The sequence below is a fragment of the Helicobacter anseris genome, assembly GCF_003364335.1.
Classification (GTDB): Bacteria; Campylobacterota; Campylobacteria; order Campylobacterales; family Helicobacteraceae; genus Helicobacter_H; species Helicobacter_H anseris.
On sequence record NZ_NXLX01000003.1, the window covers coordinates 1 to 23303 of the forward strand.

The 23303-nt window shown below is 32.3% G+C and carries 19 protein-coding genes; 3 read left to right on the forward strand and 16 right to left on the reverse strand.

The genetic code is table 11. The features are described 5' to 3' along the window. Window positions 1-1386 (reverse strand): beta strand repeat-containing protein (locus tag CQA57_RS01785; protein WP_147288338.1); only part of this gene is annotated, 1386 nt, incomplete at its 3' end. A 754-nt stretch (window positions 1387-2140) separates the two neighbouring features. On the opposite strand from CQA57_RS01785, the gene gpmI reads away from it, so the two are divergent. Then, window positions 2141-3613, forward strand: a complete 1473-nt coding sequence (gene gpmI / locus CQA57_RS01790) for a 2,3-bisphosphoglycerate-independent phosphoglycerate mutase (protein WP_115578530.1) — start codon at window positions 2141-2143, stop codon at window positions 3611-3613. Here gpmI and CQA57_RS01795 read toward each other — a convergent pair whose 3' ends face one another. Genes CQA57_RS01795 through CQA57_RS01835 form a run of 10 tightly spaced genes read right to left on the reverse strand, consistent with a single transcriptional unit; the run spans window position 3614 to window position 13540 of the window. After that, window positions 3614-4507, reverse strand: a complete 894-nt coding sequence (locus CQA57_RS01795; protein ID WP_115578531.1) for a hypothetical protein — start codon at window positions 4505-4507, stop codon at window positions 3614-3616. It abuts the gene before it with no gap. Continuing rightward, window positions 4491-4658 carry a DUF5408 family protein gene (locus CQA57_RS08140; RefSeq protein WP_170126801.1) on the reverse strand — a complete coding sequence of 56 codons (168 nt, stop codon included), beginning with the start codon at window positions 4656-4658 and terminating at the stop codon, window positions 4491-4493. Before CQA57_RS08140 ends, CQA57_RS01795 begins: the two co-directional genes overlap by 17 nt. After that, a complete protein-coding gene (locus tag CQA57_RS01800; protein ID WP_115578532.1) occupies window positions 4655-5470 on the reverse strand; it encodes a metal ABC transporter permease in 816 nt (271 codons plus the stop codon). The genes CQA57_RS08140 and CQA57_RS01800 overlap by 4 nt, the downstream gene beginning before the upstream one ends. Next, entirely contained in the window at window positions 5470-6816 is a 1347-nt protein-coding gene (locus CQA57_RS01805; RefSeq protein WP_115578533.1) for an FAD-dependent oxidoreductase, read from the reverse strand. The genes CQA57_RS01800 and CQA57_RS01805 overlap by 1 nt, the downstream gene beginning before the upstream one ends. After that, window positions 6813-7547 carry a metal ABC transporter ATP-binding protein gene (locus CQA57_RS01810; RefSeq protein WP_115578534.1) on the reverse strand — a complete coding sequence of 245 codons (735 nt, stop codon included), beginning with the start codon at window positions 7545-7547 and terminating at the stop codon, window positions 6813-6815. Before CQA57_RS01810 ends, CQA57_RS01805 begins: the two co-directional genes overlap by 4 nt. Continuing rightward, on the reverse strand, window positions 7537-8352 hold the full coding sequence (locus CQA57_RS01815; protein WP_115578535.1) for a metal ABC transporter solute-binding protein, Zn/Mn family: 816 nt from the start codon (window positions 8350-8352) through the stop codon (window positions 7537-7539). The genes CQA57_RS01810 and CQA57_RS01815 overlap by 11 nt, the downstream gene beginning before the upstream one ends. 15 nt (window positions 8353-8367) lie before the next feature. Further along, window positions 8368-9687 (reverse strand): SH3 domain-containing C40 family peptidase, encoded by a 1320-nt coding sequence (locus tag CQA57_RS01820; RefSeq protein WP_115578536.1) that lies wholly within the window; start codon window positions 9685-9687, stop codon window positions 8368-8370. Continuing rightward, entirely contained in the window at window positions 9687-10025 is a 339-nt protein-coding gene (locus CQA57_RS01825; RefSeq protein ID WP_115578537.1) for a Spx/MgsR family RNA polymerase-binding regulatory protein, read from the reverse strand. The genes CQA57_RS01820 and CQA57_RS01825 overlap by 1 nt, the downstream gene beginning before the upstream one ends. A gap of 28 nt (window positions 10026-10053) precedes the next feature. Next, entirely contained in the window at window positions 10054-11952 is a 1899-nt protein-coding gene (locus CQA57_RS01830) for a motility associated factor glycosyltransferase family protein (protein WP_115578538.1), read from the reverse strand. 43 nt (window positions 11953-11995) lie between these two features. Beyond that, on the reverse strand, window positions 11996-13540 hold the full coding sequence (locus tag CQA57_RS01835) for a flagellin B (protein WP_115578539.1): 1545 nt from the start codon (window positions 13538-13540) through the stop codon (window positions 11996-11998). Window positions 13541-13679: 139 nt separating this feature from the next. On the opposite strand from CQA57_RS01835, the gene topA reads away from it, so the two are divergent. Together topA and CQA57_RS01845 are read left to right on the forward strand one after the other, a co-directional pair. Then, complete coding sequence (gene topA / locus CQA57_RS01840; protein WP_115578540.1) at window positions 13680-15872, forward strand: type I DNA topoisomerase; 2193 nt, start codon at window positions 13680-13682, stop codon at window positions 15870-15872. Further along, window positions 15869-16795 carry a radical SAM protein gene (locus tag CQA57_RS01845; protein WP_245941832.1) on the forward strand — a complete coding sequence of 309 codons (927 nt, stop codon included), beginning with the start codon at window positions 15869-15871 and terminating at the stop codon, window positions 16793-16795. Before topA ends, CQA57_RS01845 begins: the two co-directional genes overlap by 4 nt. Here CQA57_RS01845 and dxs read toward each other — a convergent pair. The 5 genes from dxs to hisC are packed head-to-tail and all read right to left on the reverse strand — an operon-like array spanning window position 16782 to window position 23301. Beyond that, window positions 16782-18623, reverse strand: a complete 1842-nt coding sequence (dxs, locus tag CQA57_RS01850) for a 1-deoxy-D-xylulose-5-phosphate synthase (protein ID WP_115578541.1) — start codon at window positions 18621-18623, stop codon at window positions 16782-16784. The two genes, CQA57_RS01845 and dxs, sit on opposite strands and share 14 nt — an antisense overlap. A 7-nt stretch (window positions 18624-18630) precedes the next feature. Further along, on the reverse strand, window positions 18631-19443 hold the full coding sequence (gene fliH / locus CQA57_RS01855) for a flagellar assembly protein FliH (protein ID WP_115578542.1): 813 nt from the start codon (window positions 19441-19443) through the stop codon (window positions 18631-18633). Then, window positions 19430-20461: a flagellar motor switch protein FliG gene (fliG, locus tag CQA57_RS01860; protein ID WP_115578543.1), complete on the reverse strand. Its 1032-nt coding sequence runs from the start codon at window positions 20459-20461 to the stop codon at window positions 19430-19432. Before fliG ends, fliH begins: the two co-directional genes overlap by 14 nt. Window positions 20462-20470: 9 nt before the next feature. Then, window positions 20471-22171, reverse strand: coding sequence for a flagellar basal-body MS-ring/collar protein FliF (gene fliF, locus CQA57_RS01865; protein WP_115578544.1), 1701 nt, complete (start codon window positions 22169-22171; stop codon window positions 20471-20473). A 32-nt stretch (window positions 22172-22203) separates the two neighbouring features. Beyond that, window positions 22204-23301: a histidinol-phosphate transaminase gene (gene hisC / locus CQA57_RS01870; RefSeq protein WP_115578545.1), complete on the reverse strand. Its 1098-nt coding sequence runs from the start codon at window positions 23299-23301 to the stop codon at window positions 22204-22206. Window positions 23302-23303 lie beyond the last annotated feature (2 nt).

The window sequence follows — 23303 nt, forward strand, 5'->3', positions numbered from 1 at the left end:
ATTTGATGTTGCTGCATTAGAATCATTAGAGATTGTAACTTTTTTATCTTGAGAACCTATTTTAATTGCACCAGTTGCATTAATTGTATTATTACCCCACATATTAGTAATACTACCATTGATGGTAATATCTTTTCCATCAATATTATTTGCTCCTACAGAGGTTTTTACTTCTCCTGTTATTGTAACTGTTTCTGCATTAAGTGTATTTGTTGCACTACTATTTGAGGTGAGATTTTTATTTACAGTAATTTTACTACCACTAGCAAGTGTTTCAGTGGTGCTTATACTATCAAGAGTTCCAGCACTACCACCATTTGTTACTAACTTAATAGTATTTGAACCAGCATTTGCAGTGATGTTATCCACTATAATCTCACTATTAGTTCCACCAGTTATAGTGTTTTTACTATGAGAAGTATTATTTGTTGTAATTTCAGTTGCATAAATTTTTAATGCACCTGTAGCTGTGATAGTATTAGAGGTTTCTTTAGTGGCTTGATTACCAGTTGCCTTAATGCTTGATTTCTTCTCCTCACTTCCTATAGTAAGTGTTTGTGCTGAAATAGTATTTTTATTCCATTGAGTAGTAATGTTTCCGCCAATAGTTAAGCTACCATTTGTAGCTGTAATAGTGTTTATTCCTGTGCCACTACCACTAATATTTCCTGTAATAGTGTTGGTAGAATTACCATTAAAAGTGATAGTGTTGCTTACATCAAAATTTGATGTACTTACACTAATATTTCCATCAATTTTGTTTTTTGTAGTAGTTTGAAAGTCAATTTTATTACCTGCACCACCATAACCATCGGCAGTGGCAGTGATATTACCCTGTATAATATTTTCAGGGGCATCACCACTGCTATTATTTTTAATTGTAACTTCAACATTTGAATTACTCGCAGATGAAATATCTCCACCTATCCAAGTTTTAGTCTGACTAGATTGATTACTTCCTGTTGGAGAAAAAATTACACTAACTTTTGCTTTGTTTTTGGCTGTTATACCACCAGTAATGGTTCCATCTATAAAATTAAGTTTATGTTGTGCTTGATTTGATGTTACTGAAACAGGATTACCTTCTGCACTAAAATTTCCTTTTAATGATGCTGAATTCTTAAAAGTATAGGTTGCATCCATATCATAGTAAGTATCATATTTTTTACCTGCAATATTTCCTATTACATCTCCACCAAAAGTTGCTTGAAATTTATTTTCACCAGTCCATTTTTGAGCTCTACCTCCTATAATATTGATATTACCTTTAAAAGCAACGCCACTGCCAACATTTGATAAATCTAAAATCATTTCCCTACGAGTTACATTTACAGTTCCCGTATTTCCAGCCACACCAAAATCAAAAGTAAGGGTTTTATTCTGCATATCAATACCCTTACCATTTGATATTAGCTTTAAAGTTGGTTGCCCACCAGTTCCAGTATTTCCTCCTAATTGTATAGTGTAAACATTCCCGTTTAAATTTTGACTGAGGGGATTGTTCCAAATTGATGTATTAGTAAATTTCAAAGTAATATCTACAGGTCCATTAGAAGTATTTTGTAGGGTATAAAGACTATTTTCTCCATCACCATTACTTCCATTCCAAGTTAAACTACTATCGGTAGGACTAATTTCCTTGTCACCTGTTCCATTTTGGTTATAACAAAAATATGGAGCACCATTAGAACTTGTGCAATCAGCACTTGCAATATTTGCACTTAAAAATAAAGCTAAAGAACTAGCAACTAAAGGTTTGAAGAATTTTTTTGAATCTTTTAAATTGTTTGAAGAGAAAGAAGCATTTAAAGAATTATTATACCCCCCCCCCTCATTACATCAAATTTTTGTTTCATAACAAAAACTCCTTTTTTAAGATTTTATTTTTTACTTTAAAAAGTATTTAAGCTCTTTATTTTTAAAGTAAGACAAAAATTATATATTAAAAAATTGCTTTTTTTGAATTTTTTTTAAAACTTATTTACTAAAGTTAATGAAATACAAAGAATATAGAGAAAATAATTGAATAAAAATAAAAGGATTAAAACAAAGATTTTTGGGTTATTTAGTCTTAAAAAATCAAAATAAAAATATTTATTGATACAATAATCTTTAAAAAAATTCAAAGGAAAATATACAAATGGCACAAAAAGTTGTTTTGATTATCACAGATGGTATTGGGCATAATCCTAGTAACTATTTTAATGCTTTTGCAAATGCAAAAAAACCTCATTATGATTGGCTTTTTGCAAATGTGCCACACTCTTTGATACGCACTTATGGAATGTATGCTGGATTGCCTGATGGACAAATGGGAAATTCTGAAGTAGGACATATGACTTTGGGAAGTGGGAGAATACTCTATCAAGATTTGGTAAAAATCAATCTTGCAATTGCAGATGATGTGCTAAAGGATAATGTGGTATTGAGAGATTTTTTTGACAAAAGCGATAGGATTCATCTGTGTGGATTGCTTAGTGATGGTGGGGTGCATTCTCATATCAATCATCTTAAAGCACTTATCCAACTTGCCAAAAAAACAAATAAGCCTGTATTTTTGCATCTCATCACTGATGGGAGAGATGTCTTTCCAAAGAGTGCAAAAACTTATATCCAAAGTATTGAGGAATTTTGTGATGAGCAAGTGAGGATTGCTAGCATTGCTGGAAGATATTATGCAATGGATAGAGATAAGCGATGGGAGAGGATACAGAAAGCTTATGAGTGTATTGCAAATGGCGATAATAGAATCTTGTTAGATATTTATGATTATTTAGAACAATCCTATGCAAAAGATATTGGCGATGAGTTTATCCTTCCTGCTTGTTTTGGAAACTATAAGGGTATGAAGGATAATGATGGATTTTTGTTTTTTAACTTTAGGAGCGATAGAGCTAGGGAATTGATGGAAGCACTAGATGGTAAAGCTCCTATCAAATATACCAAAGACTTAAGATTGCATTTTGCCACGATGACAGAATATGATAAGACTTTTTGCTATCCTATATTGTTTCCAAAAGAAGATATAAAAAATACTCTTGCAGAGGTGCTTGCTTCTTCTAACCTCTCTCAAGCACATATTGCAGAAACAGAAAAATATGCCCATGTAACTTTCTTTTTCAATGGAGGCATTGAAGAACCATTTATGGGGGAAAGCAGAGCTTTGATACCATCTCCAAAGGTTGATACTTATGATCTTATGCCTGAAATGAGTGCGCAAAAAGTGGGAGATAGTGTCATTAAATATATGCAAATGGGTGTAGATTTTGTGGTGGTGAATTTTGCAAATGGCGATATGGTAGGACATACGGGCAATTATGAAGCTGGGATTAAGGCGGTGGAGGCTGTGGATAGAGAGATTGGGAAAATTTTGCATTGTGCCAAAGAAAATAACTATGCTTTAATACTTACAAGCGATCACGGGAATTGTGAAGAGATGAAGAATCTCAATGGGGAAATACTTACTAATCATACAGTTGGTGATGTGTATTGCTTCATTATGGCTGATGGGGTAGATAGAATCAAAGATGGTGATTTAAGCAATATCGCTCCAAGTGTATTAAAAATACTTGGTATTGCTAAACCTCAAGAGATGAATCCTGCTCTTTTTTAATCAAAAGGCATAAGTGAGATTGATTCCAAAGGTGTTGGTATAGTTTTTTGGCTCAACAAAATTTCCTATAAAAACACCTTGCTGATAGGCTGGCACAATATTAGAATCTTCAATCTTCCAATAATCATAATAAGCACTAATTTTTAGTGCTCCTGCATTTTGAAAATAAATCTTTGTGCCAAATGTAATACGCCCTCCATAACCCATTTTTTGCTCAAAATACAAATCTTTGTCATAACCTATATCTGAAAAAGTGCTTGTATTGTGCCCAAAAAGTAAAATACGCTGTTCTATTGCACCAATAAAAGAAACCTTTGGATTAAGTGGCACTTCTCCACTCACTCCAATAGGTAAAAACAAGTATCCTTGATAGCGATCATAGGAAGCCTTGATACCTGGCTTATCTATGGAGAGATTGTGTAAAAAGCGATAGCCCAAGCCGATATAACCAAAAAATAATTCTTTTTTCATTTCAAAGAAAGTCATTCCAAATTTTGTGGTAACGCCTGTGTAATAATCTGTTGATTTTGTAGAATAGGCTGTAGTTGTTTGTGTAGTGTGATCATAAAGTCCGCCATCATAGACATTTGCCCCTACATGTGTAGCAAAATATAAATCTGTTTGAAAACGGAATATTTTTCTTATCACTCCTATTGTGCTATTAAAATTCATCATAGGACCAGTAATTTGCATCACATTTGGCTCTTTGTATTTATAGTATTCCATTCCGATACCAAGCTCTGCGATAAGCTGATTTGCCAATGGAGGCGTGATATTTTGCTGTTTATTTTTATTTACTGCTCTTGTTTTATTACCATATCTAGAAATAGTTTTTGATTCTAATGTGTTGCATAACAAAAAACATAAAATGCAAAGATTAAAGATTTTTTTCAAGTTTTTCTACCTTTTGTTGTAACTCTTTGAGCTGCTTTGTGTTTTGTGCTGTGGCACTTATTTGAGTCATCATAGCAAAAATTATAAACAATAATAAAAATACCACTATCATTGCTGATAAAATCATAATTTTTGCTATCTTTTTTTTCATCTCTCTACCCCAATAAGTTTTCTAATAAATAATATAAAAAATAAACTACACACAGATACTACTACAACGCAAGCACCTATACTTAAATCAAAAGCATAGGAAATACCAAATCCGCTCCAAATAAAAATAAGAGAAAAGATAAAAGAAAGTAGCATTTGTATTTTTAAAGAAGGTGCAAAAAACCCTGCAATATAAGCTGGAATTGAGAGGATAGAAATCACTAATATCAATCCAGCAACACTCATACTCATCACTACGCCAAGAGACATTAAAATAAACATTATGGTAAGAAATAATGGGGTATTGATTTGCTTTAGCTGACAAAACTCCTTATCATAAAATACACTGAGAATCTCTGTATAAAAAATACAAATAAAAACTAGCAGAAAACAATCAAAAAAAACAATCAAAAATAAGTCTTGAGAACTTACTGCGATAAGTGAACCAAAAAGATAGCTAGATAAATCACTACCATATCCCTTTGATAAATCAATACAAATCACACCTACTGCCATACCCAAAGCCCAAAGTGCTGCAACATAGCTATCTAAAACATTTTTATACTTTAAGGTTACATAAGCCATTAAGATTGCCATCAAGATTGCTGCAATGCTAGCACCAAAAGTCGTATTAAATCCAAAAAAAAGCGCAAGTCCTACCCCACCAAATGCACCATGAGCCACCCCCCCTGTCAAAAATACATTTTTGCTAGAAACTACAAGAGAACCGATAATTCCTGAACAAAAGCTAATGAGTATTGAAGCAAGAAAAGCATTTAGCAAAAAAGGATAATTTTGGAAAAAATCAATCATCAAAGCTCTTGCGGAGATAATTCTTTGTAAAATCTCTCTAAGTCAAATTTTTTATTAAGGTATTGTGTGATTTCTTGCGCATCAATCATAGCATTTTGCAAACAACTTGTAGCACCAGGAGATGGTGTCATATTAAAAGTGATGCCTTTTTTGGTTTGAATCTTTTTCTCACCCATTACTAATTTTCTTGCTGTCTTATCTAAAACCTGCGGACGGACTTCTCCATAATGATTTGCAAATTGCAAATCTTGCAATTTTAGGGATGGGATAATTTTTTGTGCATCAATCAAAAATTTTCTCTTTCCAATATATGGAAGCTCAAAAAGCATATTTTTAAATACATAATCCCTAATTTCCTTGTCCATAAATAAATCTTTTGCAATGGAAAAAACCTCAAGATTACAATCAAGTTTCAATAACTCTAAACTAATGTTATTAAACCATCTTTTGCCTTTTTCTAGCTTTGGTATAGATAAAGCTGTGGGACCAATGCGTGTTTTTCCTTTGATAAGAACATCTGGATCTCCGTGCAATGCTGCAAATGGTAGCTTTGGATTTTGCACTGTATAAACTTTCCCTTGTAATAAATCTGGGACAAAATAAAAACTCCCTGCTACAGGCAAACAACCCAAATCCATACCATAGCCCATAGATTGAGCCAAAGGAAGTGCATAAGAACCAGCATCTACTAAAACAAATTTTGCATAAATCTCCTCATCATCTTGAGAGATTACAGCATAGCCTTCTCCTCTTGGCTCTATCTTTTTTACCCAATAATTTAAAAAAGTGCGATTTTGTGATTTTTTTTGCATTCCCTCTTGAATAAAATGTTCGCTTAAAAGCGCATAATCCATTGCACACCAATCTTTTTCATACCCAAGCGCAACGACATTTTCAAATCTATCTTCCCCATCTGAGCCTTCAATGACTTTTGGTTCTAAAACCTTGATTTTTTGTTTATCAAAAAATTGCATTTGTGGAAAAATCTCTCTAAAATCTTCAAATCTTTTTTGAATCACCTCACACTCAAGATCTCCCACACCTATTGCCATTTTTTGATTCTCAAAAATCGCTTTGTTTTGCAAGCCTTTATTTAATGCATAATTTCTTACTTTTTGCGCTGAGAATCTTACTTTGGAGGCTTTTTGTAAATCGTAGTTTGTTTCAATGGAGCCATCGTGAATTGTTTGAGAATTTGCCCTAGCACTTGAACTAACATTTGCCCATTTATGACACTTATCTACAATCGCAATGCTTTGAATATCACTATATTCACTCAAAGTATAAAAAGCTGCACAACCTGATACTCCGCCCCCTATAATAATTACATCAAATTCTCTTTTCATTTTTTGTTCTCCATCATTTTGTTTAAAATATCAATCTCGCAAATATGCCCATCAAAAGGGACTTCAAAATTTGGAACATCATGTAACACAACCTCCCTATTTACCGATAAAACCCTAGAAGCATATCCTAATAAAATAGAAATATCGTGGCTGATGACAATTATAGTATGAAACTCATTAAAATTTTTTAATAAATCATAAATTTCTTTTTGAGTTCTAGAATCAATATTTGAAGTAGGTTCATCTAAAATAATAATGCTTGGATTCCCACATAAGGCTCTTGCAATCAAAGCTCTTTGACGCTGACCTCCTGAGAGCTCTCCAATCTTTTTATAAGCTAAATGCTCTATCCCTAATTTCTCTAAAATCTCAAATGCTTCTTGATTTTGTTTTTTAGTAGCTCTAAAACCAAAAATTTTGGGCTTTAAAAAGCCCATTTTTACCACATCGATGACTTGGATTGGAAAATCTGTATTGATACTTGTATCTTGAGGCACATAACCTATTTTTTCTTGAAGAGAATCTTGAGTGATAATTTCTCCTTTTTTTGGCTTCAATAAACCTAAAATCAATTTAATAAGCGTTGTTTTCCCCCCACCATTTGGACCAATAATGGCTAAAAAATCTTTATCAAAAACCTCAAAATTTACATTTTCTAAGACATTTTCATTTTGATAGGCAAAAAAGAGATTTTTACATTCAAAAATTTTTTGTTTTTCTTTATTTTTCATAGGCAATCTTTTGCGCAATATCCCACATATTTTCTAGCCAATCAAAAGCAAAAGGATCTAATGTAGAAATTTTGAGATGATGCTCTTTTGCCAAAAGCTCTACTTGCTTTGTTGAGAATTGAGGCTGTTTATAAATCACTTTGAGATTTTTTTGTTTAATCATTTGATTGAGCTTTTGAAGATGTTTGATTTTTGTTTCTTTATTGTGCATTTCTATGGCTAGTTCCTCTAAATTGTATTCTTTAGAGAAATATTCAAAAGCAGGGTGATAAACTAGAAATGTCTTTTGGGTATTTTTTTGCTCAAAAAGATTTTTTATTTTTTTATCTAAAACTTCTATCTCTTCTAAAAATGCTTCTAAGTTCTGCTTATATTTTTGCTGATTTTTTATATCTTTTTTTGCTAAAACCTCAAAAATCTCCCTAGCCTGCTCTTTTGCTAAAACTATAGATAGCCAAATATGAGCATCGTGCTTATGATGAAAGTCTTGGTTATGATAGTGAGATAAGTCAATAAAATCCATTTTAGGATTGATGCTTAAAAACCTTTCTTTCCACTTTGTCTCAAACTCCAAACCAATCCCAAAATACACATCAGAATCTTTTAGAAGTTTGGCTTGAGAAAATAATGGCTCATAGTGTTCTGGATTTTTATTTTTAGGAACCAAAATGATTGTCTCTACACTATCCCCTCCTATTTTTTTAACAAAAAATGCTTGAGGATCTATACTTACTGCGACTTTTAACTTTGAAGTAGTGGCAAAAAGCCCCAAAAAACAACAAAAAAATAGAGTAAAAAAACGCATGCTTCTTTCCTTATTTTATGGTAAATCCAAAATATACTGGTAGAGATCTGACATCCCTAAAATCTTATCTAGGAGTGTTTTAGATTTTACAAAAATGCCATTTTTATCACTTTCTGGTGTGAGTGTAGTAATCACCACACCCCCTAAAAGATTTTCTGTTTTTGAAAACATCTTTCTTGTCATCACACTCCAAGCACTATGAGCTACAATAGCCCTACCTTCATAAACTCCAAGATAAAGCATAATATGCCCCTTTAACCATAAAATCGTGGCAAATGGAGTAGCTTTTTGTATAATCATCTTTTCTTTTTCTTTTGCACTATAGGCACTTAAATCTATCATATTATTTGCATATTTCACTTGTGCTGCGGAATTCCTTGGTAAGAAGATTCCAAAGTTTGCAAAACTATCTCTTATAAAAGCAGAGCAATCTCTACTCTGAAGTTCTCCTCCCCAACCATAAAACTGCCCCATCATACTATCAATCACACTTGCCATATTTAAGACATCAAAATTTTTTGGAAAAAACGAAAAATCTTCTTGCTTTACTTTAGTAGTTTTAAATCCTACAAATCCATTGGCTTTTTTATAAGGCAAATAGATTTCAATATCTTTTTTTTGAATATCTTTTATAGCAAAGAGTTTTCCTATTCTTGCCATACTTAAAAATTCTTCATTTTCATCATAAATTGGTATTTTGTCTTTGTTTGAGAGCGCATATTCTCTAATATTAAAATAAAAATTCTCATCTTCTGGGGTTATCTTTGCAAGATTCTCAACTTTGACCCAACCATACACAAAACTACTTTGGATATGCGCCCAATCTTTTTTCAAATTGTAATGTGTGATTAAAACAGGAGTGCCCTCAAAGATTAAAGAATTTTGCCAACGATCAAAAGGATAATTATCCCTAGATTTAAAGCGAGGTAAAATTGTAGGCACAGCTCTTACAGAAGTATCTCTAGTAATGATTGCTTTGATATTTACACTAGGATAATGTTCCATATCCATAGAATCATAAAGCTCTCTCATCTCTTCTTGGGAATAACGCTTTAGATTTGGGGCAAAACCTGGATTTTTTAGCAATGATGGAGCTATCCAAAAAACTTCTGAAACATTAGGATTTGGGATTGGATTTTTCCAAGGGCTAAACCAAATTTCTAAATATTGTTTTTTTAACTTTGCAGAAAGTTCTTGAGAGATTTCTAAGTTTTGTAAATTCTCTTGTAGATAAAAATTTGCATCTTGAGGAAGCTTAAGATTTGCAACTTGCAAATTAGTAGCACCACAACCCCAAAAAAACAAAATGCATAGAAAACTTAAGAAAAAATGCATTAAAGAAAATTTTCCTCATAAAACATGGCATCAAAACCAAAAAAAAGTTTTTCTTTATCTTCTATCACTGGTCTTTTAATAAGACTTGGGTTTTGCACACAAAGCTGTATTTGTTCTTTTTGGGTTAATTTTTTATCTTTGAGTTGCAACTTCTTATAGGTAGTGCCTTTTTTATTTATAACAATATCTATACCTGCTTTTTCCACCCATTGTGATACTTTTTCTTCACTTGGAGGATTTTTTTTAAAATCAATAAATTCATAAGCAATTTGCCTACTCTCAAAAAACTCGCGAGCTTTCTTAACGCTACCGCAATTTACAATTCCATATATATACATTACTTAATCCCTTTTTTTACTAGGAATTCTACTTAAAATGTGTAAATTGCTTTTGCATCTCTAGCGTATCTTTTACGATACTAATCACACAATCTATGCCTCCAGCCAAAGAAAATAGCCAATATTTATGAGCATAGAGCCATTCTATTTGTTTGGCTTTTTTTTGCATATCATCTTGCGTGTATCGCACCAAGATTCTTGCTATATCCAATTCTTGATGAAAAATATAAGATTGGATAGCATCACTAAAATAATCTGTAAATTTCACATCATCAAACCAATCTTTGATTTTATCAACCTCAGTCGTTATTTTTTCTATCTTTTTGAAATTGATTTTATCTAACTGATTTTTTTCATTCAATGCTTCTAAATCTTCTGTAATCTTTGCTACTTTTAGGAAGATTTTTTCTACCTGTGCTTTTTTCTTACTCCCATAAGTAATAATATCTTCACATTTTTTTCTTGCTAGGGTGATATTTTTACTTATAGTTTTTTTATCAGGATATTTTAATTTTAATGGAATCTTATGCTTTTTTTCAACTAATGCAATAGCATCTTTAAAACTCATCTCCTTAGCACCATGTATTCTTGCACCACCTTCAGTAGCATTGATTACTTCTATCTTATAAGGAGTATGGGCGATATCTGTCTCAAAAAATTGCAAAAACAATTTCCAAACTAAGGTAGTTTCTACCTCTCCCCCACCTCCATATTTTTCAACAAAAAGCTTTTGCTCTTTTGGCTTTATCTCATCGCTCCCATAAACTGCATCTTTTGCATGGGAACTACCATCTGCACCAAAGGCTAAATCCTGCCCTATCAAAATACATCGCTTAAATCTTGAATGCACCACCATTTCATACGCCATATTTGCTGCACTCATTCCTATACCTACATAACCATACTTATGGAATCCAAACATATTTGTATAGCCAAAAGGACGCATACTAATTTGCTTAACTCCCTCTGTAATAGCATCTTTTAGCTTTGGATGGACAATAGAGGTAATTGCAAAAACCACATCTTTTTGAGCCTCTTTAGGAGTATCTGTATAAAATTTTGCAGTGGCCTCTACCCTCTCTAGAGACAATACTACATCTGGCTTGATTTCATTTTTATACAAAATAGGAAAAGAAGCATCAATGCAAAATAAAGTCGCATAAGGTGCTATTTGTTTTAATAATGACAATTGCTTGCTTAAACTTGGGCCTGTAGAAACAATAATAGCCGTATCTCTTTCTCTAAGCTCATCAATCAGATTTGTTAAAGTAGGAGAGCTTAGCATATCCGGAAGGTTGAAAATATGCTGTTTTAGTCCCACGATAGCATCATTTGCATCATTTCCCACACTAATGACATTATGTTCAATTGCTTTTATAAAATACTGATTGATTTTAATGATATCTTCTTGATATTTTTCATAAAAGAAGTTAAAAACATGCAAATCATATACTTTGGCATATAATCTACTTTTTTTATCCATCATAAAAAGAGAATTTACCATCACATCATTGCAATATGGAGTATAAAGTAAGATGACCTTATCACTTAAGATTTCTTGTTCAAAATCCACTAAATTTAATACAATAAATAAAATCTCAATTTCAGGCTCAATAATAACAATTCTTTTAATTGTCTCATTGCCTAAAAGCATCTTATAAAAAATACCATTTCCAAGACCATAAAAGTAAAAATAAGGATAATAGCTATAAGGTATAAAATCTGTTATTTTTTGAAGTGTCTCTTCTAGGGGCTTATGTGTGAAAATTGGTTTAAGATCTTTTTTTGAGATGATATTAAAATTTGCAGGATCATTTACATCCATAAAAACTTCAAAATTTTTATTTGGCTCTACTTGTGCTAAAGAAAGTGCTAGGAGTGGGTCTTTTTGTTTAAGTGCATTGAGATTTTTTGTATAAATATCCATAAAAATTCCTTAAGTATAAGGAGAAAAATCTCCTTATAAAAAATTATTGCAAAAGCCTTAAAACATTTTGTTGAACTGCATTTGCTTGAGCCAAAGCAAAACTTCCACTTTGAGCAAGAATATTATTTTTAGAGAAGTTCGCAGATTCTGCAGCAAAATCCACATCTCTAATTTGAGATTCAGCAGCCTTAACATTAACTTGTGTTGTAGAAATATTATTGATTGTAGAAACCAATTGAATTTGCACAGAACCCATATCTGCTCTAATTTTATCTAGTTGGATTCTCGCAGAATCAGCCATATCCATTACAACCATAGCACCTCGTAAGCTTGTAACGCCAGCACCAATACCTTGTCTATTTAACTCTGCTTGAGCCACATTCGCATTTGCTCCAGAAGCTGATGCAATATCTGCACCAAACATTCCTCTTATTTGTCGTAAATTTGCTGTAGCTTCCGCAATACCTTGAGCAGAGTGGAAACCAACATGCGAGAAATTCACACCACTTACAATAATATCTCTAGCATCGGTTCTAATTAGTGTAAGACGTCCTATTACTGCATGATTATTACCAGAAATTCCAGTAAAGTTTCCGCCACCAAATACTTGACCAGAATCTCCGTCTGCATGGATAGAAATTGCACGACCATCATTTGATTTAAGATTTATTCTTCCTGTAATATCCAAAGAAGCTTCTACACCTGTTTGGTCTTTTACTGAATTGATTGCATTAACAAGTTTTCCATCAGCATCATTTTTTCTAATATCATTGATTGTTCCAATCTTAATACCATTGATCTCTAACCCTCTTACAGTTCCTGATAATACAGGGCTTCCACCAGTTGCCATAACATTATAAGTTGCTCTTACACCTAATTTATCAGAAAACTTATTGATTACCTCACTCAAAGCACCAATACCTGTTCCAGCAGAAGTAGAAATTTTTACAGTTTCAAGCTCAAAGTTATTCACACCATCCACTGCTTTAAAATTAAATGCTACTTCTGTTAAATTGCTTCCAGCTGCTGAAGCGAGCATACCTACACCATTAAAAGATGCTGTTTCCATTCTAATATGTCCAATTTTATCAGAACTTGTAGCACCAATTGAAGCCTTTACTGTTGTATTAGAATACGCACCGATTTGAAATTCTCTATTTGTGAAAGCACCAGAGAGCATTTGTTGTCCGTTAAAACTTGTAGTATTAGCAATATTATCAAGCTCTTCCATCAATCTTTGAATATCGCTTTGAAGTGATTTTCTTGATTCTTGACTTTGTCCATCTTGTGCTGCTTGAATAGCCTTTGTTTTAATCGTATCAAGAATTTTTAATTGCTCATCCATAGCCTTATCAGCAATCTGAATGATACCAATTGCTTCATTTGCATTTTTAATTGCCTGACTTAAACTTTCACTTTGTGATCTTAAGCTATCAGCAATTGCCATACCAGAAGCATCATCTGCTGCCTTATTAATTCTTAAACCAGAACTTAGCTTCTCTAAAGAATTTGCTATATTTCTATTGGTTTGAACACCGATACTATGTGCATTTAATGCAGCCACATTTGTATTTATCCTAAAACTCATTTTGCATCCTTTGCGTTTTTTTAAAATGAATGCAAAACTTAAAGCAATAAGTGTTCCAACTTTTTATTTTTGAAAATTATCAAAGATGTGCTAGAATGCAAGCCTTTTAACAAACAAGTTTATATATCAGAGTAATAAAATGAAAAATCTTATCGTCGTGGAATCTCCAGCCAAAGCCAAAACTATAAAAAATTTTTTAGATTCTCAATATGAAGTTATTGCATCAAAAGGGCATATTAGAGATTTGCCAAAAAATACTTTTGGCATAAAGATACAAGATGAAAAATTTATACCAGAATATCAAATCTCTAGCGATCATAAAGAAATTGTAAAACAAATCAAAACTCTTGCCAAGGAAGCTAAAGAAGTATTTATTGCAACTGATGAGGATAGAGAGGGTGAGGCTATTGGCTATCATATTACGCAAGTGTTAGGAAAAGATGTAGCTAAATTTCCAAGAATTGTATTTCACGAAATTACAAAAAATGCCATTTTAAATGCTCTTAAAACCCCTCGCAATATCGATATGGACAAAGTCGATGCGCAACAAGCTAGAAGATTGCTTGATAGAATCGTGGGTTTTAAACTTAGCAGTCTTATTGCAAGTAAAATTCAAAAGGGACTTAGTGCTGGTAGAGTGCAAAGCAGCACTTTAAAACTTGTAGTAGATAGAGAGAGAGAAATCAATGCCTTTATTCCTGTAAGATATTTCAATATACAGGCTATTTTTAATTCAGAAATACAAGCCGAACTAATTGAATTTAAAAATAAAAAATTAGAAAAACTTAGCTTACAAGATGAAAAAGAAGTGCAAGAAATGCTAAAAATTCTACAAAATGAAAGCTATAGTATTCAAAAAATACAAAAGAAAAATAAAAAAACCCCTACTCCACCGCCTTTTATGACTTCCACACTCCAACAAAGTGCTTCAAGCATTTTAGGCTTCTCTCCTACTAAAACAATGAGTATTGCTCAAAAACTCTATGAGGGAGTGCAGACCAATGAAGGCATTATGGGTGCTATAACCTATATGAGAACTGATAGCCTTAATATTGCAAAAGAAGCCCAAGATGCTGCTAGGGCCTTGCTTTTAGAAAAATATGGAAAAGATTTTGTTCCTAAAAGTGCAAAACAATACACAAGCAAGAGCAAAGGAGCGCAAGAAGCTCATGAAGCTATCAGACCGACAAATATGAATTTTTCTCCAGATGTGGCAAAAAATTTTCTTAGTAATGATGAACTTAAACTCTATACTCTTATTTACAATCGCTTTTTAGCATCTCAAAGCAATGATGCTGAATTTGAAAGTCAAAGTATATTTTTTGAATCCACAAGTGGGCTTTTTAAAGCAAATGGCAGTAAGCTAATTTTTGAAGGTTTTTATAAAATTCTTGGAAGTGAAGATAAAGACAAACTCTTGCCCAATCTTAAAGAAAAAGAAATGGTTAAAACTCAAAAAATAAGTAGCAAAGAGCATTTCACAGAACCTCCAGCAAGATTTAATGAGGCAAGTTTAATTAAAATGATGGAAGGCTTGGGAATTGGAAGACCTAGCACCTATGCCCCAACAATAGCACTCCTATCCAATCGAGAATATATCAAAATTGAAAAAAAACAAATTTTTGCAACTGAGAATGCTTTCAAAGTTACTGATATGCTTAATGAACATTTTAATGAAATTGTAGATAGCCATTTTACAGCAAAGCTAGAAGAAGAACTTGATGATATTGCGGATAAAAAAATAAATTGGCAAAAGCTTCTGTGGGATTTTTATCAACCATTTGAAGCAAAAATCAATGAAGGTAAAAAAAATATTACTTCACAAAAAATTGTTATCCCTACAGGAGAGTTATGCCCATCTTGTGGCAAGGAACTCGTAAAACGCAATGGAAGATTTGGGGAATTTGTCGCTTGCAGTGGTTATCCAAAATGCAAATACATTAAAAAAGAAGAAAAAATACAACAAGAAATCATAGAAACTTCAGAAAAGTGTGAAAAATGCGGACTTCCAATGATAGAAAAAAATGGAAGAAATGGAAAATTTATTGCTTGCAGTGGTTATCCAAAATGCAAAAATACAAAATCTCTTTTACAACCTACACAAAATATTGATGCAAAATGCCCAGAATGCGGAGGCAATATTTTAGAGAAAAGAAGTAAAAGAGGAAACTTTTTTGGTTGTAGTAATTATCCAAAATGCACCTTTATATCAAAGTATGTGCCCATTGATACGCCAAAATGCAATTTTTGTGGCTATATGCTTGCAAAACGCACTTATAGAGGAAAAGATATCCTAGAATGCATTAAATGTAAAGAAAGACAAGAGTGTTGAAAAATAATATTATCTTTGGTCCTATTTATTCTAGGAGATTTGGAAAATCCCTAGGCATCGATCTCTCTCCTAGCCAAAAGCAATGCAATTTTGATTGTCTTTATTGCGAACTTGAGGCAAAAAAAGCCCAAGAAAAAATGATAGAAATTGTGCCAGTAAAAGAAGTTTTAGAACAGCTAAAACAAAGATTAAATGATGATATTGATGTTTTAACCATTACAGCAAATGGAGAGCCTACCTTATATCCATTTTTATATCCGCTTATGCAAAATATCAAATCCCTTATTCCAAAAAATACAAAAACTCTTATTTTAAGCAATGGTTCTAAATTTGGAGACAAAGAAGTGCAAAAGGCACTTTTATTATTTGATATTGTCAAATTTTCTTTTGATGGAGGAGAACAAAAGATATTTTCACGCATTGACAGACCTCACAAAAGCCTTTCATTAGATTCTATCAAACAAGGTATTTTGGATTTTTCAAAAATCTATCAAGGAGAACTTGTCGCAGAGATTCTCTTTGTTAAAAATATCAATCACTCACAAGAACATCTCAAAACACTTATTGATTTTTTAAGTCAAGTAAATCCTAAAAGAATTGATATCAATACTATCGACAGACCCCCTGCTTATAAATCAAATCCGCTGGATTTACAAGAATTAGAAACAATTGATTTATATTTTAAAAAACTACTACCTCATATAAAAATAAATACTCCATCAAGAAATCAACATATACAGCAAATTAAAATAAAAAATGTTGATGAACTGTATCACCTCATTAAAAAAAGACCTCTTGAAGTAGAAGAAACTCATAAAATGCTTGATCAAGAAGCATTAGAAATGCTCAAACAATTACTTAAAGATAAAAGAATTTTTATTCAAACAAATAATAATTTAAATTTTTACACTACGAAACACTAATATTTTTTATATCCACTAGTATTTTATCTGCAAAATTATCAAAACCAAGTGATTTTTCTATATCCCCTATACCTCCATGTTCAATAAAACAATCTTTTATCTCAAAACTATGCAAAGGGATATAAAAACCTTCTCTGCTCATATACTCTAAAATTGCACTACCAACACCACCAAGCAAATAACTATCACTAAAAACATAAATTTTTTTATATTGCTTTAAAATATCTTTTAATTCCAAATCAAGAGGCTTAAGAAAAACCAAATCAAGTAATCCACAACTAATATTATGGGATTTTAAAATATTCAAAACTTCATAAGCCCTACCCACACCATTTCCATACCCAATAAGTAAAATATCCTCTCCTCTTTGCAATAGTCTAGATTTTCCTAGATTAAAATCTTGCGCTTCAAATATGCCATCTTGCAAAATAAAACCACTTCGAGGATATCTAAAAGCACATGGAGCATTATTGATACTAGATGCAAAAACAATAGCTTTCTTTAAGCTTGCATTATCATATGGTGCAAATAAAATCATATTTGGAATAGGACGCAAATAAGCAACATCTAGCAATCCTTGATGCGTTTCTCCATCCTCACCCACAATACCTGCACGATCTATAGCAAACTTCAAAGGCAAAGACATAATGCTTGTATCATGTATAATTTGATCATAAGCTCTTTGTAAAAACGTAGAATAAATGCTTACAAATGGCTTAAATCCTTCTTTTGCCATTGCTGCCATAGAAGTTACTGCATGTTGCTCTGCAATGGCCACATCCCAAAATCTCTCTGGAAAAGCTTCAATAAGTCTTGATAATCCTGTTCCTGTAGGCATTGCTGCAGTTACACCAACAATTTTTTTATCATTACTTGCAAGATCAAATAATGTTTGTGAAAAAACTTCTGTTGGCGTTAAGTTAGAAGCTTTTTTAATGCTTTGACCAGTTTCAATATCAAATGCTCCAACACCATGCCATCTCTCATGCTGTCCTTCCGCAATCTCATAGCCTTTTCCTTTAATTGTTTGCGCATGTATCAAAACTGGCACCTTCATATCTCTTGCAATTTTTAATGAAGAAATAATAGATTCTAAATTATGCCCATCAATGGGCCCAAGATAATGTATCCCCATCTCTTCAAAAAGTATTCCTGGGGTGATAAGCTTAAAAGATTCCTCAAATCTTTTTGCAAGATAAGTAGCACTATCTGGCATCTTTATTAGAATCTTTTTTATTCCATCTTTCATAGTTTGATAAAAACTACTGCTCATCAATCTTGAGAGATATCTACTAATCGCACCTATTGGTTTTGCAATACTCATCTCATTATCATTTAAAATAATAATCATAGGATACTTTCTATCACCAAGCTCATTCAATGCCTCATAAACCAAACCAGCACTCATACTACCATCACCAATAAAGGCTATAGGCAAGGATTTTTTATTTTTTAGCGCAAAAGACTTGGCAACTCCTACACCCAAAGAAATAGAAGTAGAACTATGACCTGCTATAAAATAATCACCTTCACTAGGCTTTGTAAAACCACTAATACCACCAAAACGCCTTAAAGTATCAAATTTTTCCCATCTACCTGTTAATAATTTATGTGCATATGCCTGATGGCTAACATCAAAAATAAAAGGATTTTCTTTATAATCAAAAACATGATGCATTGCCACTATTAACTCAACAGCACCTAAGGTAGAGCTTAAATGCCCTCCATTCTTACTTACAACCTCAAGAATTCTTTGGCGTATAGCTGAACAAACCTCTTGTAATTCCTGAATATTACACTCTTGTAAGGTTTTATTTAAAGGAAACATTACTAAATTAAGTATTCTCTAAAACACTTTGTTTTAATATCTTAAAACGCGACATAATATTGCCATCAATATTGCCACTATTACTAGAAATAACCACTCCACCTCTTGAGATATTATCATCAGCTTCAAGCTGAATATTTTTTAATTCTAGGTTCTCTCTTAAAAAAGGATAATCTAATGTATTTACTCTAAGTTGCATTTGTGCAACATCTTTGATGCTACCAATCAATGCCTTTGCTAAAGATAAAGCCACTTGTTGTGCATTATCTTCTATTTCTTTAACAATCACTTCTCTTGCCATATCAATTGCAATTTGAGCAAGTTCTTTTTCAAACTCTGCAAGTTTTTCCTCAGAATTTTTTAGGCTTTTATCCAAGGCTATTATGGCATTAATCAAAGATTGTTTTTCTTTTTGAATTTCTTCAAGCATTTCATTTTTAGCCTTTTGTTCCCCATCTCTTAATCCATCTTTATAAGAATCGCTTTTTGTAAGAGCTAGACGATCTTCTAGGTCTAATTGTTGTTTCTCTACCTGTATTTGCATCTTTGCTAATGAAGATGAAAGCTCATCGGTTTTTTGCAGAAGTTTTTCAATCAATTCTTTTTCAAGAGAACTATTTATATTTTGCTCATTAAAGGAATTTGAAAATATATTATTAGTCTCTTGTTGAAATCCTCCATCAGCATCGCTAACTGGAGCATCGTAATCCATTACAGGAGCATTTTTATCAATAGATTTAAATTGATATCTTTGAATATTATGATTCTCTCTTCTTGATTGATGGATTAAATCTTGTTCTTCTGGATCATTCAATAACATCGTCTTCATCTCCTATCTGTATTAAACCTTGATCAGAAAGATTTTGAACAATCTCTACAATTTTTCTTTGTGCAGCCTCGACATCTCTTACCTTTACTGCTCCAAGGAATTGCATCTCTTCTACAAATTGCTCACTTGCACGCGTACTCATATTTTCTAAGAATTTTTCTTTTAAAGTATCTGGGGAAGACTTGAGAGCCAAAATCAAATCCTTCTTATCTGCAACTTTAAGTATCTCTCTAACAGCATTCTTATCAAGCTTAGTGATATCCTCAAAAGTAAACATCATTTCCTTTATCTCGCTTGCTAATTGACTATCAATCTGCTCAATATAAGAAATAGTAGTTTTTGCTGTTTTTTGCCCCAAACGATTAAAGATTTCAGCAACAGCTCTAGGACCACCAACTTCAACTTTATAAGTAGTAAGAGATTCTAGTTTATTCTCTAAGATAGCAGATACTCTTTTTACTACACTTGGGGAAATATCACCCAAATTTGCCATTCTTACAGATATTTCAGCTTTCATATCATCCTGAAAATGCCCTAGAGTTTCAGCTGCAGATAAAGAATCCATATGGGCTAAAATCAAAGCTATTGTTTGTGGATGCTCATTAACAATAAAATCAGCAAGCTGTTGTGGTCGTATTTTTGAAAGATATGAAAAATTCTTTGTTGACTGCATTGTTTTGGAAAGTTTATCTAATATCTTCTTAGCACCATCTGGGCCAAGGGTTCTGCTTAAAAGATCTTTTGCATAATCCATACCACCATTATTGATATATTGATTACTCTGCAATATTGTATAAAATTCCTCCAATACAGCAACACCAATAGACTTATCTGTCCCATTTAACTGAATAATATGCTTACTAATTTCAGTAATGCTCTCTATATCCAAATGTCTAAAAATTTCTGTTGTTAAATCTTCTCCAATTTGTATAAGCAAAATTGCAATTTTTTCTGCCATAGAAAATTCATCATATTGAGCCTTTTGCTTTGTATTGAGATTTCCTGTCATTTAAAACTCCTAAGATTGCTTCATATCAGCGCTAATCTCATCTTTTATTAGCATTTTAAATAACGTGGCAATTTCCTCTGGTTTTTCCTCTATAATTGCACGCATTTTTTCTAATAAAACATCATATTTTACTTCATCCTCATTAAATCCTTTGCCAATACCAAGTTGTTCCTCCACACGTTTGCGCATTTCACCAAATTTATTAAATTCTTCATCTTCATCATCGCTAGTTTCAAATAAAGAAGTGATTTTTTCTTCTTCTGTGTTTTGCACTTCCAACATTCTCTCTGTAAATGGCACAATAATTTTTTTATAAAAGACAAATATAATCAGAGCTACAATTACATATTTTAGCATTGGCAAAAATGGTGTTAAGTATGCTTCAATTCTTGAGGTAATCTTATCAAACTCTGTCATAGGAACATAATTTTGTGTTTTTGCATTAAATTCAAAATTACTTACAGTGACATCATCTCCACGTTTTTGACTATAACCAATGGCCTGCTTTACTAAAGAATCTATCTTTTCCATCTCAGCTTCGCTCATTGGAATGTATTCCATTTTTTCAACACCATCTGCAATAACTTTTTTATATCTACCATCTACCACGACAGCAGCACTAAGTCTTGTTAAAACTCCAAACTCCCCTTTTATCTCATTAACAGTCTTGCCAACCTCATAATTTGTGGTATTTTGAGTTTTTTCATATTTTTCTTTAGCATTATTATCTTCAAGCCCTTGCACAGGACCAATATTACTCACAGCACCAGGAACACCACCAACTTGCTTCTTTTCACCGCCTTCTCTTCTTTCTTCTAAACTCTGCTCGCTTCTTACAACATTATTAGGATCATAAACTTCTTGTAGGCTTTTTCTTTGTGAGAAATCAAAATCTGCATTAACCCTAGCAACAACTTTATCATCCCCACCAACGACAGGAGAAAGTATATTGATAATCTTAGCTTCTAATGCACGCTCTATATTGCTCTTATATTTTAATTGCGTAGCAGCCGCTTCCTTTGAAGTGCTAAGTTCATCATCTTCACCTAATGGCTCACCATTTTGACTAACAAGTTTAACATTTTCAATCGTAAGATTTGGAATGGCTGCTGCTACAAGATTTTTTATCCCAAAAATTTGCGCACTAGTGAGTGCTGCCCCCATCCTTACCCCAAGCATAACTGAAGCCGTAGGTGGAACTTGCTGAGAAACAAATACAGAGCTCTTTGGGATAGCAATTAAAACATTTGCTTTTTGTATTGGAGCTAAACTTTCAATAGTTCTTGCTAACTCCCCTTCAATTGCACGCAAGAATTTTACCTTATGCTCCTCATCTGTTACACCAAAATCCTTATTGTCAAAAATTTCAAAACCTACTTTACTTGTCTTAGGAATGCCTTGAGAAGCAAGCGCAATTCTTTGCTCATAAACCTTATCTCTAGGAATTAGTATTGTATCTTCATTTGGGATTTTATAAGGAATTTGATTTTGTTGTAAATGTTGCAAAATAAGAGCATTATCACTTGGATTCATACCTTCAAACAAAACTGCATAATTATCATTTCTCTCTTTGCCATTTGTAGTAAAAACAATCAAAAAAACAAAAAAAGCAATAAGCGCAACAGCACCGATTCCTATAACAATGCGTTGCTTTTTAGTAAAACGATTAAAAAAACTTAAAGTCTGATTAAAAACCTCTTTAATATCCAAGTAAACGCCCCAGTAAAAAATAACTTACTATTTTACGATATTTTTTCTTTTAATAAACTAAAAACTTTTAGATTTTGTTCCAATGTTCCAATTGTAATTCTAATTGCATTCAAACCATAGGATTTCAAATCTCTTATAATCACACCATTTTGCATCAAAAACTCCGCTATCTCAGAACTTTTGCACTTTTGATTCTCAAGAAAAAAGGTAATAAAATTCGTAAAAGATTCTATATATTTTATTTTATTTTCTTGTGCAAAAATCTCATATTTTTGCATTTCTATCGCATTTTGCTCTAAACTCTTTTGGATAAAATTCTCATCCTTTAATGCCTCTATCCCACACAATAAGCTCAAACTGCTCACATTAAATGGTGGTCTAATTTTATAAAGATATTCCATAATCATTTCACTTGCAATTCCATATCCTAACCGCATTCCACCTAGTCCATAAATCTTTGAAAATGTTTTTAAATAAACCACATTCTCAAATTCCTGCACCACATCTACTAAAATAGCTTTATTGACATCTCTATATGTGGCATATTCTTGATAGGCACCGTCTAATACCACAAGAGTATTTTTGTCAATTTCTTTTAAAAAATCATGAACTTCTGAAAAATCCAAACATTCTCCTAATGGATTATTAGGTACACATAAAAAAATAATATCAGGATGATGCATCCTGTATAACTCTTTAAATTCCTTAAGATTATGCATATCACTTTTTGTTTTTATAATTTGACATCCACTTTGTTTTGCATAAATTTCATACATTGCAAAAGTAGTTTTTGCCATAAGTATCTTAGAATCTTGCTGACATTTTGCACGAATGCAAAACTCAATAATCTGATCACTTCCAGCACCAATAATAAAATGCTCTGCATTGAGATTATATTTTTTTGCCAAGGCTTCTTTGAGATCTACCATACTATCATCTGGATATAAACTCACTTTTGATGCATTTGCACAAATAGCTTGACTTACAAGAGGTGAGCAACCATAGGGATTTTCATTGCTTGCTAATTTTATGATATTTTTAGCATCGATACCATAAACTCTTATAACCTCCTCTATAGGTTTTCCTGCTTGGTAAGTTGCAATGGCATTTAAATTTGTATTAAAAATCATGA